General features: G+C 69.0%; 14 protein-coding genes. 5 read left to right on the forward strand and 9 right to left on the reverse strand.

The window, feature by feature from the left end:
* Positions 1–179 precede the first annotated feature (179 nt).
* The 4 genes from KHU32_RS07495 (at position 180) to KHU32_RS07510 (ending at position 3,691) form a co-directional block, all read left to right on the forward strand.
* A complete protein-coding gene (locus KHU32_RS07495; protein WP_213669377.1) occupies positions 180–1,163 on the forward strand; it encodes a CobW family GTP-binding protein in 984 nt (327 codons plus the stop codon).
* Positions 1,163–2,194 (forward strand): WD40 repeat domain-containing protein, encoded by a 1,032-nt coding sequence (locus tag KHU32_RS07500; RefSeq protein ID WP_213669378.1) that lies wholly within the window; start codon positions 1,163–1,165, stop codon positions 2,192–2,194. Before KHU32_RS07495 ends, KHU32_RS07500 begins: the two co-directional genes overlap by 1 nt.
* 96 nt (positions 2,195–2,290) lie before the next feature.
* Positions 2,291–3,118, forward strand: coding sequence for an aldo/keto reductase (locus KHU32_RS07505; protein ID WP_213669379.1), 828 nt, complete (start codon positions 2,291–2,293; stop codon positions 3,116–3,118).
* A 159-nt stretch (positions 3,119–3,277) separates the two neighbouring features.
* Entirely contained in the window at positions 3,278–3,691 is a 414-nt protein-coding gene (locus tag KHU32_RS07510; RefSeq protein ID WP_213669380.1) for a DUF3775 domain-containing protein, read from the forward strand.
* 45 nt (positions 3,692–3,736) lie between these two features.
* Here the strand turns inward: KHU32_RS07510 and KHU32_RS07515 are convergent, their stop codons facing one another.
* The 9 genes from KHU32_RS07515 to KHU32_RS07555 all read right to left on the reverse strand — a co-directional run bounded on the left by KHU32_RS07515 (position 3,737) and on the right by KHU32_RS07555 (position 14,017).
* Complete coding sequence (locus tag KHU32_RS07515; protein WP_213669381.1) at positions 3,737–4,990, reverse strand: NDP-hexose 2,3-dehydratase family protein; 1,254 nt, start codon at positions 4,988–4,990, stop codon at positions 3,737–3,739.
* Complete coding sequence (locus KHU32_RS07520) at positions 4,983–6,008, reverse strand: glycosyltransferase family 2 protein (RefSeq protein ID WP_213669382.1); 1,026 nt, start codon at positions 6,006–6,008, stop codon at positions 4,983–4,985. Before KHU32_RS07520 ends, KHU32_RS07515 begins: the two co-directional genes overlap by 8 nt.
* Positions 6,005–6,718, reverse strand: a complete 714-nt coding sequence (locus KHU32_RS07525; RefSeq protein WP_213669383.1) for a nucleotidyltransferase family protein — start codon at positions 6,716–6,718, stop codon at positions 6,005–6,007. The genes KHU32_RS07520 and KHU32_RS07525 overlap by 4 nt, the downstream gene beginning before the upstream one ends.
* The gene (locus tag KHU32_RS07530) at positions 6,718–7,314 is read right to left on the reverse strand and encodes a D-sedoheptulose 7-phosphate isomerase (protein WP_213669384.1); all 597 of its coding nucleotides are present in this window, start codon (positions 7,312–7,314) and stop codon (positions 6,718–6,720) included. The genes KHU32_RS07525 and KHU32_RS07530 overlap by 1 nt, the downstream gene beginning before the upstream one ends.
* 104 nt (positions 7,315–7,418) lie before the next feature.
* Entirely contained in the window at positions 7,419–8,120 is a 702-nt protein-coding gene (locus KHU32_RS07535) for a DUF1194 domain-containing protein (RefSeq protein ID WP_213669385.1), read from the reverse strand.
* Positions 8,121–8,245: 125 nt separating this feature from the next.
* Positions 8,246–9,400, reverse strand: coding sequence for a DegT/DnrJ/EryC1/StrS family aminotransferase (locus KHU32_RS07540; RefSeq protein WP_213669386.1), 1,155 nt, complete (start codon positions 9,398–9,400; stop codon positions 8,246–8,248).
* A gap of 78 nt (positions 9,401–9,478) precedes the next feature.
* On the reverse strand, positions 9,479–11,101 hold the full coding sequence (locus tag KHU32_RS07545) for an ABC-F family ATP-binding cassette domain-containing protein (RefSeq protein WP_213669387.1): 1,623 nt from the start codon (positions 11,099–11,101) through the stop codon (positions 9,479–9,481).
* A gap of 113 nt (positions 11,102–11,214) precedes the next feature.
* Positions 11,215–12,795 carry a DHA2 family efflux MFS transporter permease subunit gene (locus KHU32_RS07550; protein ID WP_213669388.1) on the reverse strand — a complete coding sequence of 527 codons (1,581 nt, stop codon included), beginning with the start codon at positions 12,793–12,795 and terminating at the stop codon, positions 11,215–11,217.
* A gap of 76 nt (positions 12,796–12,871) precedes the next feature.
* Positions 12,872–14,017: an HlyD family secretion protein gene (locus KHU32_RS07555; protein WP_213669389.1), complete on the reverse strand. Its 1,146-nt coding sequence runs from the start codon at positions 14,015–14,017 to the stop codon at positions 12,872–12,874.
* Between the two features lie 121 nt (positions 14,018–14,138).
* On the opposite strand from KHU32_RS07555, the gene KHU32_RS07560 reads away from it, so the two are divergent.
* Positions 14,139–14,789, forward strand: a complete 651-nt coding sequence (locus tag KHU32_RS07560) for a TetR/AcrR family transcriptional regulator (protein ID WP_213669390.1) — start codon at positions 14,139–14,141, stop codon at positions 14,787–14,789.
* Positions 14,790–14,794: the final 5 nt, after the last annotated feature.

Here is a 14,794-nt window from a genome sequence, read left to right on the forward strand (position 1 = left end):
ATGCCCGGGTGATATTCACTGCGCAATGATTTTTGCCTGGGTAATATGAACGGCGCGTGGCTTATCCTCCGCCAACGGAAGGCCATGCGTGCCCCGCGACCCTGGCCGGGCGCCCTTTGCCCTTTGGCGGGCCTGCACCATATTGCGCCCGAAGCATTTTTCCCTGGAGTTCCGCCCAGATGAGCGACGCCGCCGCGCCCGTTCCCGTCACCGTCCTCACCGGCTACCTCGGCGCCGGCAAGACCACCCTGCTCAACCGCATCCTCACCGAGAACCACGGCAAGAAATTCGCCGTCGTGATCAACGAGTTCGGCGAGCTCGGCGTGGATAACGACCTCGTCGTCGATGCCGACGAGGAGGTCTTCGAGATGAATAACGGCTGCATCTGCTGCACCGTGCGCGGGGATCTCATCCGCATCCTCTCGGGCCTCATGAAGCGCCGCGAGACCTTCGACGGCATCATCGTCGAGACCACCGGCCTCGCCGATCCGGCCCCGGTGGCGCAGACCTTCTTCGTCGACGAGGACGTGAAGAAGGCCACCAAGCTCGACGCCATCGTGACCGTCGTGGACGCCAAGCACCTTCTGGCCCGCCTCGCGGACAGCAAGGAGGCCGAGGAGCAGATCGCCTTTGCCGACCTCATCCTGCTCAACAAGATGGACCTGGTGAGCGAGGCGGAAGCGGTCGAGGTCGAGCGCCGCATCCGCGCCATCAACCCGACGGTCGAGCTGATCCGCAGCACCAATTCCGACGCGCCGATCGACAGCGTCATCGGCCGCGACGCCTTCAACCTGGAGCGCATCCTGGCCCGCGAGCCCGATTTCCTTTCGGGCGAGGACGAGCATGAGCACGACAGCGAGATCAACTCGGTCTCCTTCGAGGTGTCGCGCCCCATCGACCCGGAGAAGTTCAACACCTGGATGACCGACCTGCTCGCCGCCAAGGGGCAGGATCTGCTGCGCACCAAGGGCATCCTGTCCTACCCGGCCGAGGACCGCCGCTTCGCCTTCCAGGCCGTGCACATGATCGCCGACGGCGACTACATCGGCCCCTGGAAGGACGGCGATCCGCGCAAATCGAAGATTGTCTTCATCGGCCGTGACCTGAACCGCCCGCAGCTGCGCCGCGGCTTCGAGGCCTGCCAGGTGGACGCCGCTTCCTGATGTCGGACACGATCGACTATCTGCTCGGCGAGCGCGGGATCTCGCGCCAGCTCGGCGCCTGGGTCATCGGCCTTGCCTTCGGGCGGGAGGGCCGCACGCTCCATGTGGGCCTGGGCGACGGCACGGTGCGCGTGGTGAACCTGGCGGCCCGCTCGGACGAATGGGCCACCGTGGAGGCCCATAAGGGCGCCTGCCTCTCCATCTGCGCCGACGGCAAGGACGGCGCGCTGACCGGCGGCGACGACGGCCGCGTGATGCGCATCGCGCCCGACGGCACGGCGACGGAGCTGCAGAAGTTCGGCAGCAAATGGGTCGAGCATGTCGCGGCCCATGAGAGCGGCGTGCGCGCGGCCGGCGTCTCCAAGGCGGTCCACGTCATCGACGCCAAGGGTGAGGTGGCGAAGTCGCTCGCGCATCCTTCGACGGTCGGCGGCATTGCCTTCGACGCCAAGGGCAAACGCATCGCGGCGAGCCATTACAACGGCGCCTCGCTCTGGTTCGTGGGCGCGAAGGAGGACAAGCCGCGCGTCCTGGAATGGAAGGGCAGCCACGCGGCCATCGCCATCCATCCGGACGGCACGCATGTCGTGACCGCGATGCAGGAGATGGCGCTGCACGGCTGGCGGCTGGCCGATGGCCAGCACATGCGCATGTCCGGCTATCCCTCCAAGACGCATAGCCTTTCCTTCACCTCGAAGGGCAAGTGGCTGGCGACGAGCGGCGCGGAATCCGTGGTGCTCTGGCCCTTCTTCGGCGGAGGCCCCATGGGCAAGGCGCCCACGGAGCTCGCCGGCGGCGACGGCGTGATGTGCACCCGTGTCGCCTGCCATCCGCAGCACGAGATGGTGGCGGCAGGCTTCGAGGACGGCCTGGTGCTGCTCTCGGACATCAACAATGGCCGCGTGCTGCCGATCGCCCCGCCGGGCGAGGGCGGCATTTCTGCGTTGGCCTGGAATGCCAACGGCACGCTGCTGGCCTTCGGGACCGAGAAGGGCTTTTGCGGCATCCTGGACCTCGCGGCGCGGGGCTGACCCGCGGGAGGCCCTCGGGGCGGTGAATCCAGGGGCGGTTGACGCCGCCCCTTTATCGGCCTGCTCTTCCCGTGCACAACGGAGAGCGGCCGACGGATGAACGTTCCGATCCTCACCACCAAGCACATGGCCATGCCGGCGCTCGGTTTCGGTACCTGGCCGCTGAAGGGCGCCGACTGCGAAGAAGCGGTCGGCACCGCGCTCGCCATGGGCTACCGCCATATCGACACGGCCGAGATGTACGGCAACGAGGAGGCCGTGGGCGCCGCCCTGGCCCAAACCCCTATCCCGCGCGGCGAGATCTTCCTCACCACCAAAGTCTGGTGGGACAAGCCGAACGGCCCGGCCTTCCGCGCCGCCTTCGAAGAGTCGCTGACGCGGCTGAAACAGCCCTATGTGAACCTGCTGCTCATCCATTGGCCCTCGCCCGAGCTGGACCTGCCCTCGGTCCTGACGGCGATGGCGAAGATCAGGCAGGACGGGCTGGCCCATGCGGTAGGCGTGGCGAACTTCCCGTCTGCCCTGCTGAAGCAGGCCCTCGCCCTCGGCATCGCGCCCATCGCCTGCAACCAGGTGGAGCAGCATGTGATGCTGGGCCAGCAGAAGCTGCTCGACGTCACGCAGCCCGCGGGCATCGTGCTGACCAGCTACACGCCGCTCGGCCGGGGCGAGGTGCTGGAGCATCCGGTGATGAAGCGGATCGCCGAGGAGCACGACGCGACGCCGGGCCAGGTGGCCCTGGCCTGGCTGCTCTCGAAGGAGCTGGTGGCGGCGATTCCCAAGGCGCGCGGCACTGAGCGCCAGGCGGAGAATCTGGCCGCCGCGCAGCTGAAGCTCAGCGAGACGGACCTGGAGGCGATCTCCGCTTTGCCCAAGGACAAGCGCTTCGTGAATCCCGATTTCGCGCCTGCCTGGGACAGCTGATCGGGCTTGCAGCGGCGCACGGCGGAGGTTCAGACTCCGCCCGCCGGAACAGATCGCGGAAATCCATGCGGGGCGGCTTGCGCCCTGCAACGCGTGCCGGCATTCCGCGTTTGCGCGACGTGCCGATGGGCCCGTGCCGAGACGAGAAAGGCGGAAGTGATGGCAGAACCTGAAGATGACGGTGACGAGGTCGATCTCGGCATTAGCCTGGAGATCGTCGCCACCGTCGTGGACCTCGCCAATGCCGTTCAGGAGGCCGAGGAGGCCGCCCTCGGCGACGACGATGACGACGAGGATCTGGACGACGATGAGGACGAGGAGATCTCCGAGGAGATGCTCACCGACTACATCGACGAGCTGAACGAGGAGCAGCAGGTCGCGCTCATCGCCCTCGCCTGGGTCGGCCGCGGCGACTACGAGCCCGAGGAGTGGGAGGAGGCGGTGAAGCTCGCCACCGAACGCAACGTGAAGGGCGATGCCAGCACCTACCTGGCCGGGCTGGAAGGCCTGGGCGACCTGCTTTCCGAGGGCGCCGGCGCTTTCGGTCTCGTGATCGAGGAAGTGGATCGCTGAGACGGCAGGATCGCGGGCGGCGGCCATCGGCCGGCCGCCCCGCGATCAGGCCAGGCTCAGCAGCAGCGAGGTGGCGCTCCGGGCCTCGTTGTTGAACACCCCTCGGGGCATCAGCGCGTGCACCTCGGCGAGGGTGAGCCAGAGCATTCCCTCTTCCGGTTCGGCCGTGCCGAGATCCAGCACGCGGTAGGTTGCGATGTCGCGATGGAAGCGGCCGCCTTCGTCCGATTGCCGCACCTCGAGCCTGACCGTGCCATCCAGCGTGCCTGCAGACCCGGGCGCCAGCTCGGCGCCGGCCAGCAGGCCGGGCTCCCAGCAGGGACGATAGCCGAAGAGCAACAGCCCCTCCTGGCGGCGGCAGGGCAGATCGAGAAGCTGCGGCGCGGCCAGGTCCAGGATGGGTTGGTCCCATTCGGCGACCTCCCGCGTGCGGGAGCGAACCCTGATCTGCCGGACGGCAACGGCGCCGTCACTCATCACTGGCTGGCTTTCGAGGTCGAAGCCGAAGCCGGCCATGGCGTCGACGGGGACGGGACGCGGTGCGGGGCTCGCCGCGCGTGCCCGCTCCAGCGCCGAGAAGACCTCCTCCAGCACGCCGGAGCGGACCGGGGCATGGAAGGAAGCACATAGCTCGCGCGAGAAGCGGTCCTCGCCGGGAAAGGGCGCTCGTCCCGCCAGCGTCGGCCAGTCGCTGGTGCACAGCACCGAGCGGGCATCCGTGTTGACCAGGAAGTCCTGCGCCAGCAGGTCACGCAGCACCGCGAAAGAAATCCAGCGGTGGAGCGGGCCGGGATCGTCCTCCCAATCGGGCGCGAGAAGCAGGACGTTGCGATTGCGTTTTCCTAGGAAGCGCGAGCCCTGCTCGCTCTGGAGGGAATCGGCAAGGATACCCTCCTTCGCGCCCAGGAATTCCCGCGAGAAGGGCGGCGGGGTGCCGCCATGCACGCGATCGGCGTTGCTGGCCGTGGCCTGGCACGTCGGTGCGAGCTGCACGCCGCCGACATTTCCGGGTTCGGCCTTGGCATGCATCAGGAAGTCCAGGCCTGACCTGCCGGGACGGGCGATGAGGCCGAGCGTGCCGACCTCGCGCTGCTCGATGAAGGGGGCCTGCCGGATCTCGCCGGCTTTCACCCATTCGAGGCCGACCACGTTGAAGTAGCGCCCCGTCTCGTGGCGAAGGGCGCCTTCGCGCAGCGACCAGGCGCTGGACTGGGAGAGGGCGATCTCCTCGACCTGGCCGGCGTCGCGCTCCACGACCTCCGCGATCCAGGCGAGAAGGGAGTGCTGCAGGTCAGGCATGGGGATGGATCCGGAACTCGCTCCGCCCCCGGCGGGCGATGAAGTCATGGAGGAAGCCCGTCCCATGATGCGCCACGGCTTCGGCACGCTCCTGCGCGCTGTCGAGGACCGCGGCGATCGTGCGATCGGCGAAGAGGGCATGGCCGCTGCCCTGAGAGGCGATGGCGCGCAGGGCCAGGGCAATCTTGCGCGCCCCGGGCGCCGTATCGGCGGGAATGTCGGGAAAGATGTTCGGCAGGCGTTCCAGGATCGGCGAGGCGATGTAGCGCTCCAGGATCTGCGCGAGCTCCATCTGCCCCCGCAGGGCTGCCGCCGTGGAGGGCGCGCTGAGGTTGCTATCCAGGATCCGGTACTGGGTCAGGGCCTCGGGCAGGGTACGGAAATGGCCGAGGGCGGCCATGCGGATCCAGAGGTCGAAATCGCCGAGCTGGATGAGGCTGGCGCGAAAGCCGCAGAGAGCGAGCAGATCCGTGCGCCGGACCATGGCCGAGGTGATGGCGAGGCAGTTGCCGACATCGAAGAAGCGCCGGAGCCACTCCTCCGCAGAGCGTTCCGCGCTCTGGAAGATGTTGTCGGCCCAGCTCCCCGTCAGCGGCCGGCTGTCGGCGCCGATGAGGGCGGTTTCCGTGAAGCAGACCGATGGGGCATCCCCGGCCTCCATCGCCTCGACCTGCTTTTCGATCTTGTCCGGTTGCCAGACGTCGTCGGAATTCTGGAAGGCGATGTAGCGCCCCTGCGCCAGGGAAAGGGCGAGGTTGCGCGGATGGACGGCACGATTGGCCTCGAGGCGCAGGAGCCGCAGCCGAGGGTCCTTCAGCGAGGCCACGATGTCGGGCGTCGCATCCGTCGAGGCATCGTCCACCACGATGAGCTCAAGCTCCCGCAGGCTCTGACCGAGGACGCTGCCGACCGCCTCGGCGACGAAGGGGGCGTGGTTGAAGGAGGGGAGGATGACCGAGACGAGAGGGCGCCGCGTGAAGAGGCGCCCCACCCATCCGGATGCCTTCCGGCGCGTCATGCCCGGGCGGACCACTCCGGCAGCGCGGTCTGCGCGCGGGAAAAATCCTCGGGCGTGCCGATATCGATGAAGCGCCCATCCACCTCGAAGCCACGGATATCGAGCCCTTCGGGCCTCTCCAGGATCTCCTTCTCGAAGGAGAATGCGCCCTCGAGGGGGCGCTTCGCCAGGAGTTCCCGCCGGATCAGGTAGATGCCGGAATTCACCAGCCCGGGCCCGTGCTCACCCTTCTCGCGCAGGCCCACCAGCCGGCCTTCCTCAAGCAACACGCTTCCGTAGCGCGCGCGGTCCTCGACGGGGCGCACCGCGAAGACCAGGTCGGCCTCCGGCGCCGAGCGCGCCATCGCCGCGTAATTCGCGCCCTGCCAGGTATCGCCGTTCAGCGCGAAGACGCGATCGCCGCTGGTCGCGGCCATTGCCGCCCAGAGCGAGCCGCCGGTGCCGAGCGGCTGCTCCTCCCGCACATAGGCGATGTCGAGCGTGCCGTGGCGCGAACCGATGGCGGCCTCCACCATCTCGCCGAGATAGCCCGTCGCCAGCACCACGCGGCGCAGCCCGCCGCGCTGCAGCGCGTCGAGCAGCCAGGCGAGGAAGGGCCGGCCGGCCACGGGCGCGAGCGGCTTGGGGACGTCGCTGACCACGCTGCGCAGCCGGGTGCCGAAGCCCCCTGCCAGGACGATGGCTTCCGTGGGGGCCTCCTGGGGCAGCATCAGGCTTCCTTCGGGAAGATCGCTTCCTCGATCATCGCGCAGATCGCGTGGCCCAGCACTTCGTGGCCCTCCTGGATCGAGGGGGTGGAGGGGCTCGGGACCATCACGGTCACGTCGCAATGCTCCGCGAGCACCGCGGCGCGCGGGCCGTTCCCGGTGAAGCCCACGCAGGTGATGCCGCGCTCCTTGGCCGCCTTCATCGCCGCCAGGATATTGGGCGAGGCGCCGGAGGTGGTGAGGCCGAAGAGCACGTCGCCCTCCACGCCCAGCGCCTCCACCTGGCGGGAGAAGACGCGCTCATAGCCATAGTCGTTGCCGATGGCGGTGAGGATGGAGCTGTCCGTGGTCAGGGCGATCGCCGGCAGGCCGGGGCGGTCATAGTAGAAGCGGCTGACCAGCTCGCCGGCCCAATGCTGGGCGTCAGCGGCGCTGCCGCCATTGCCGCAGATCATCACCTTCCGGCCGGCGCGCAGCGCGGCGATGCAGAGCTCGGCCGCGCGGGTGGCTGCCTCGATCATGGCCTGGTCCTCGGCCATGCGCGCCATCAGCGCCGCCGTCGCCTGCACCGCGCCCAGGATCGTCCGCTTCTCGGCCATGCCGTTCCATTCCCGCCAGATCTGAGCAGGTTCTATCGCGCCGATTTCCCTGGAATGCCAGGGGGCAGGGCCAGGGGGCAGGGCCAGGGGCCGGGAAGCGGCGGTCAGGCGATCTCGCGGATCAGCTTGCGGCGGACGGCCGTGCCGAAGGCCTCGAAATCCTCGGCGACGATCATGAAGGCGCCTTCGCCGCCGATGACGTTCTGCTGGAAGTACTCGTCCAGCGGGATGGAGGGCACGCGGCCGAAGGTCGGGCGGTCGTTCACGATGGGCAGGCCATTGATGACGATGCCCTCGGCCACCGCCTCGTCGCGCGCCGCGCTGGCCGGGCGGCCGGAATTGTTCACGCCGTCGCCCGAGACGTCGATGATGCGGCGCCCGCCTTCGAAGGGCGCCTCGGCCATCACGCGACGCGAGAAGTCGATCCCGCCGGAGAGGGAGGTCCAGGACAGCGAGGCGCGCGGCGCCTCGGCCAGGGCGGAGGCCCAGGCCTCGGCCTCCCGCTGGCCGGCGATGCGCGTCCAGGGCAGGATCAGCCGCTGATATTCGAAGCCGGCCCATTCGACATAGGCGAGGCCGATGGCGCCGATCATGCCGCGGCGGATCACCTCCACCACGCGCGGGTCGCTCACGGCATTGCGGTAGCCCTCGCGCTGCAGCCGGGCCTCGTCCTCGTCGATCGAGCGGCTGACATCGACGGCGAGGACCAGCAGCACATCCACCGGTTCGGCTTCGGCATGGGCTGGCCGCGCGGTCCAGAGGGCGGGCGCGGCGGCGGAGGCGGCGAGGAGGGATCGACGGCGCATGTGGCGGAACTCCACGAGGGCGGTCCCATGGAACCGCTCCCCCGCCCCGCAGGCAATGGTTAGTTGCGCCGCCGCTGGCGCTTTTTCCGGGCGCCCTTACCCGGCCTCAGCCGACCGGAGGCGCCTTAAAGGGCGCCGAGGACCGCCGCGCAGACCCGCTCCACCTCCGCCTCGGTGAGGTAGGGGTGCATCGGCAGAGACATCACCTGGTGGCAGAGCGCCTCGCTGACCGTCAGGGCCGGAGCGGCCGAGAGGCCCGCCGCATGGGCGCCCTGATAGGCCGGCTGATGATGCAGGGGCTTGGGGTAGTAGACGCCGAAGGGGATGCTTTCCGCCTTCAGCGCGGCCTGCACGCGGGCGCGCTGGTCGGCATCGGTGCAGCGGATGGTGTAGAGGCCCCAGGCGCTCTGCGCCTCGTTGGGGACGCGCTGCAGCGCGACCTTGCCGGTCAGCCGCGCGCCGTACCAGGCGGCGACCTTGGCGCGGTCCTTCAGCTCCTGCGCGAAGAGGTCCATCTTGCACAGCAGGATGGCGGCCTGGAGCGTGTCGAGCCGGCCGTTCATGCCGGTGCGCAGCACCTCGTAGCGGCCGCCGCCCTCGCCATGGGTGCGGAGCGAGCGGTAGAGCTCGGCCTTCTCCGCGCTCTCGGTCAGCATGGCGCCGCCGTCGCCGTAGCAGCCCAGCGTCTTGGTCGGGTAGAAGCTCAGCGTCGTCACATCGGCGTGGCAGCCGAGCGACTTGCCATGCAGAAAAGCGCCGAAGGCCTGGGCCGCGTCGTCCACCGTGACCATGCCGTGCTTCTTCGCGATGGCGTTGAGCGCGGGCCAGTCTGCCGGCAGGCCGAAGAGGTCCACGCCGACGATGGCGCGGGGCTTCAGCTTGCCCTCCTTGATGACGAGCTCGATCCGGCGCTCGAGGTCGGCGAGGTCGATGTTGAAGGTCTCGGGATCCACGTCGACGAAGACGGGGGTGGCGCCCAGCACCAGCGGCACCTCGGCGGTGGCGGTGTAGGTGAAGGCGGGCAGGAAGACCGCGTCGCCGCGGCCGATGCCCTCGGCCATCATGGCGATCTGCAGCGCATCCGTGCCGGAGGAGACGCCGACGGCATGGGCGCAGCCGGCGAATTCGGCCAGGCGCTGTTCCAGCTCGGCGACCTCGGGGCCGTTGATGAAGCGGCCGGAGGAGAGGACATGCGCGATCCGGCGATCCAGCTCGGGCCGGATCAGCGCCTGCTGGGCCTGCATGTCGAAGAGCGCGATGGGGCGGGTCTGATCGGTCATGGATGTTGAGTGAGCCAGGGCGCGGACGGGATCAAGCCCCGCCCGTTTCAACCTGTGTGACGAATCGCTACGAAGGGCTCAGCTCCGCAGGCCGGGGGCCTCCTGGCCCGTGCGCGCGACATATTCCGTGTAACCGCCGCCATACTGATGGATGCCCTCGGGCGTCAGCTCCAGCACCCGGTTGGACAGGGCGGCCAGGAAGTGACGATCGTGCGACACGAAGAGCATGGTGCCCTCGTACTGCGCCAGGGCCGCGATGAGCATTTCCTTGGTGGCCATGTCCAGGTGGTTGGTCGGCTCGTCGAGCACGAGGAAGTTCGGTGGGTCGTAGAGCATCTTCGCCATGACCAGCCGCGCCTTCTCGCCGCCCGAGAGCACGCGGCAGCGCTTCTCCACCTCGTCGCCGGAGAAGCCGAAGCAGCCGGCGAGCGAGCGCAGCGAGCCCTGATTGGCCCGCGGGAAGGAGGATTCCAGCGCCTCGAAGACGGTCTGGTTGCCCTCCAGCAGCTCCATGGCGTGCTGGGCGAAATAGCCCATCCGCACGCTGCCGCCGAGGGTGACGCTGCCCTCGTCGGGCTCGGTCGAGCCCGTCACCAGCTTCAGCAGGGTGGACTTGCCGGCACCGTTCACGCCCAGCACGGCGCAGCGCTCCCGCCGGCGGACCAGCAGGTCCAGTCCTTCATAGATCACGCGCTGGCCGTAGCGCTTGTGGACGCCCTTCAGGTTCACGACGTCCTCGCCCGAGCGCGGGGCAGGGGCAAATTCGAAGGAGACCGCCTGGCGGCGCTTCGGCGGCTCCACGCGCTCGATCTTGTCGAGCTTCTTCACCCGGCTCTGCACCTGGGCGGCGTGCGAGGCGCGCGCCTTGAAGCGCTCGATGAACTTGATCTCCTTCGCCAGCATCGCCTGCTGGCGCTCGAACTGCGCCTGCTGCTGCGCCTCATTCATGGCGCGCTGCTGCTCGTAGAACTCATAGTCGCCGGAGAAGGAGGTCAGCCCGCCGCCGTCGATCTCGATCACCTTGTTGATGATGCGGTTCATGAACTCGCGGTCGTGCGAGGTGAGCATGAGCGCGCCCTCGTAGCCGGTCAGGAACTGCTCCAGCCAGATCAGGCTTTCAAGGTCGAGGTGGTTGGAGGGTTCGTCGAGCAGCATGACGTCAGGGCGCATCAGCAGGATGCGGGCCAGGGCCACGCGCATCTTCCAGCCTCCCGAGAGGTTGCTGACGTCGCCGTCCATCATCTCCTGGCTGAAGCTCAGGCCGGCGAGGACCTCCCGCGCCTTGCCCTCCAGCGCATAGCCGCCGAGATCCTCGAAGCGGCCCTGCACCTCGCCGAAGCGCTCGATGAGGCTCTCCATCTCGTCCATGCGGTCCGGATCGGCCAGCGCGGCCTCGAGCTCGGCCAGCTCGGCCGCCACGGTGCTGACGTCGCCGGCGCCGTCCATGACCTCGGCCACGGCGCTGCGGCCCGACATCTCGCCCACATCCTGGCTGAAGAAGCCGACGCTGATGCCGCGATCGACCAGGACCTGGCCCTCATCGGGCACCTCCTGCGCCGTGATCATCCGGAAGAGCGTGGATTTGCCGGCGCCGTTCGGCCCGACCAGGCCGATCTTCTCGCCCTTCTGGAGGCTTGCCGAGGCCTCGATGAAGAGGAGCTGCTGGCCGTTCTGCTTGCTGATGTTGTCGAGGCGGATCATGGGAAGTCGAGGGCCGGGAACAGTTGCGGCGCGCTTATGCCATGGGCGCCGCGAAAGGGCAGGCCCCGCCGGACCCGCCCCATCATGGCAAGGTCAGGTTTCCGCCGGCCCGCTCAGTGGGCGCCGCCCCCGCCGCCGGGCTTGGGCTTGCGCAGCAGCATCGCCAGCGGGATCGCCGCGGCGAAGAGCCCGCACATCACCAGCAGCACGTCGTTATAGGCCAGCACCAGGGCCTGCTGCTCCACCATCAGCGACAGGCGCCGCAACGCCGCGAGCTGGGCCTGCGCCTCGCCCAGCCGCGGCGTCAGCGCGGTGACGAGGTTGTCGTACCATTGTGTCGCGGCGATGCGGCCCGAGCTCACCTGCTCGGCCATGTGCAGGCGGTGGGCGGCGCCGCGATCCGTCACCAGCGTGTTGATCATGGCGAGCCCCACCGCGCCGCCGAGGTTGCGCATGAGGTTGTAGAGGCCGGAAGCGTTCTTCAGCCGCGCCGGCGGCAGGGTACCGAGCGCGATCTGGTTCACCGGCACCATCACCATCATCGTGCCCACGCCGCGCAGGCCGAGCGCGAACCACATCTCCGGGAAGCCCGAGAGCACGGTGAGCTCCGCCGTCAGCCACAGCGCGTAGCTCATGACGGCGAGGCCCGCGGCCAGCACGATGCGGATGTCCATCCGCTGCGCCATCTGCCCCACGACCGGCGCGGCGATGAACATGGCGAGCCCGGTGACGAACATCGTCTCGCCGATCTGCAGGCTGTTGAAGCCGCGCACCCGGGCGAGGAAGAGCGGGATCAGATAGACCGAGCCGTAGAGGCCGATGCCGAGCAGGAAGGCGAGGAGGCTGCCGACGGCGAAGTTCCGGTCGGTATAGGCGCGCAGGTCGACGATCGGTTCCGGCCGCGTGAAGGCGCGCCAGAAGAACAGCACCGCCGATACCGTGCCGATCAGGGCGAAGAGGGCGATGGTCTCGTCCTCCAGCCATTCCCAGCGCGGGCCTTCCTCCATCACGTATTCGAGGCTGCCCAGGAAGATCGCCATGAAGGCAAGGCCCCACCAGTCGAAATGGGCCAGCAGCCGGCGGTCGCCCTTGTCGATGTCCATCGTGGCCCAGACCACCGTGGCGACAAGGATGCCCACCGGCACGTTGATCAGGAACAGCCAATGCCAGGAGAAGGTCTCGGTCAGCACGCCGCCCAGCGTCGGCCCGATGGTGGGCGCCATTGTCGCCGTCAGGCCGATCAGCACCGAGATGCGCACGCGCTGCTTGCCGGGGAAGAGGCTGAAGGCCGTCGCGAAGACGGTCGGGATCATCGCGCCGCCCAGGAAGCCCTGTGCCGCACGGAAGGCGATCATCAGCTCCAGCGAGGTCGCCGTGGCGCAGGCGAAGGAGAAGATGGTGAAGCCCACGGCCGAGAGGGTGAAGAGCACCCGCGTCGACAGCAGCCGGGACAGGAAGCCCGACAGCGGGATCATGACGATCTCCGCGATCAGGTAGGAGGTCTGGATCCAGGAGGCCTCGTCCGGGCTGGCGGCCAGGCCGGCCTGGATCTCGGAGATGCTGGCGGAGACGATCTGGATGTCCAGGATCGCCATGAACATCCCTAGCACCATCACCATGAAGCCGAGGAACTGCTTCCGCGAGACCGCGGGGACGTCGGGCGCCGAAGAGGCGCCCATGGTGGTGGCGGACATGAGCCGCCCTCCTTCCGGTGGGTTCAGACGCTGAAGGGACGCTTCCCGGCTTCAGTCATTCGGCGGCCGGTCGCGTCTAACGAAGGCCGATGGTCGCGGCGGCGGCACCCAGGAGGCTGCTCGGTGCCGAGGGGTCGGCCCGCATGTCCACCCGCGCCTCGACCGAGAGGCCAGGGCGCAGCAGCGCGGGGTCCTGGCCCGGGTTGAGGGCGATGCGCACCGGCACGCGCTGCACGATCTTCGTGAAGTTGCCGGTGGCGTTCTCGGGCGGCAGCAGGCTGAACAGCGCGCCGGTCGCGGGCGCCAGGCTCTCCACATGGCCATGCAGCTCGCCGCCCACATCCAGGGACAGGGTCACGGGCTGGCCGGGACGCATGCGGTGGAGCTGCGTCTCCTTGAAGTTGGCCACCACCCATTGCCGTTCCGGCGGGGGCGCCACGGCGATCAGGTTCTGGCCCGGCCGCACATGGGCGCCGACCTGGGCGGAGCGGTTGCCGACGATGCCGGAGAAGGGCGCGCGGATGACCGTGTAGGCGAGGTTGCTCTCCGCGAGGGCGAGCTGCGCCGTGGCTTCCGCCCGGCGCCCCTCGGCGGTGGCGAGCTGGCCTTCCAGCACGGGCAGCGCTGCCTGGGCCGCGGCGGCCGAGGCCTGGGCGGAGGCGACATTGGCCTCGGCCTTGCGGCGGTCGGCAAGCGTACGCTCGGCATTCTCGCGGCTGCCGAAGCCCGACTGGGCCAGGGAGCCGTAGCGGGTGGAATCGGCGGTGGCGCGGACGCGCTCGGCATCGGCCTGGGCGATCTGGGCCTCGGCGGAGGTGATCTGCGCGCGCTGCTGCTCGATCTGCGCGCGGCCGGTGGTGATGCCGGCCTCGGCCTGGGCGAGGGCGGCCGCGGCCGCGTCGCGGCGGGCGCGCCAGTCGCGGTCCTCCAGCTGGATCAGGGGCTGGCCTTCCTCCACGCGCTGGTTGTCGGCGACGAGGATGGCGGCGACATCGCCCTCGATGCGGGCGCCCAGCTGCACGATGTCGCCCTGCACATAGGCGTTGTCGGTGGATTCCATGTGGCGCCCCACGCGGAACCACCAGTTGCCGCCGAGCGCGGCCCCCAGGAGGACGACAAGGATCAGGAGGGGGCGGAGCCGGCGGAAGAGGGAAGGCTTCTTGCCTTCGTCCGCCTTGGACTGCCGCGCCTCGTCCGTGGTGACAGAAGTTTCCGCGTTCATCGGACTAAACCGTTCAGTTCGTGTCCAGGGAGATGGCGAAATCCAGGGCTGGCGTCAAGGGTAAACTGTACGGTTCAGTATGGTCTTGAAATTAGGTCTACGCCATGTCCATAAAGGTGCCATGAGCGCCCAGATGGACATCACCCCCGAGATCTCACCGAAACGCCGTCAGGTCCTGGACGCCGCCGGCCGGCTTTTCCTGAGTGAGGGCTTCGCCGCCGTCTCCATGGATACCGTCGCGCGGGAGGCGGGCGTCTCGAAGGCGACGCTCTACGCCTATTTCTCGGGGAAGGACGCGCTCTTCGGCGCCGTGGTGTCCGAGCGCTGCGCCTCCATGGTGGGGCATAGCCGCATCGTGAGCGACCATGACGCGCCGCTGGCCGAATGCCTCCGCCGGCAGATCGACTTCTGGCTGCGCTTCCTCATCAGCCCGCAGGCCCTCGGCACCTATCGCACCGTCCTGGCCGAGGGCACCCGCTTCCCCGACCTGGCCCGGGCCTTCTTCCGGTCCGGCCCTGCGCTCGGCCTCTCGCTGATCGCCCAGTGGATCGCCGAGGAGCAGCGCCGCGGGCGGCTGCGGCAGAATTTCGACCCCGCCAAGGTGGCCCCGCAATTCATCGCCCTGCTGCGCGGGGACCTCTACATCAAGGTCGCGCTCGGGCTGGTGCCGGCGCCCTCGGAGGAAGCGATCGCCGCCGAGGTGGATGGCGCGACCGACCTGCTGCTGCGCGCCTTCGCGGCCCCCTCCGCCTGGACGCCCGACACGCCTTGACCCCC

This window comes from Roseococcus pinisoli (genome assembly GCF_018413645.1).
Classification (GTDB): domain Bacteria; phylum Pseudomonadota; class Alphaproteobacteria; order Acetobacterales; family Acetobacteraceae; genus Roseococcus; species Roseococcus pinisoli.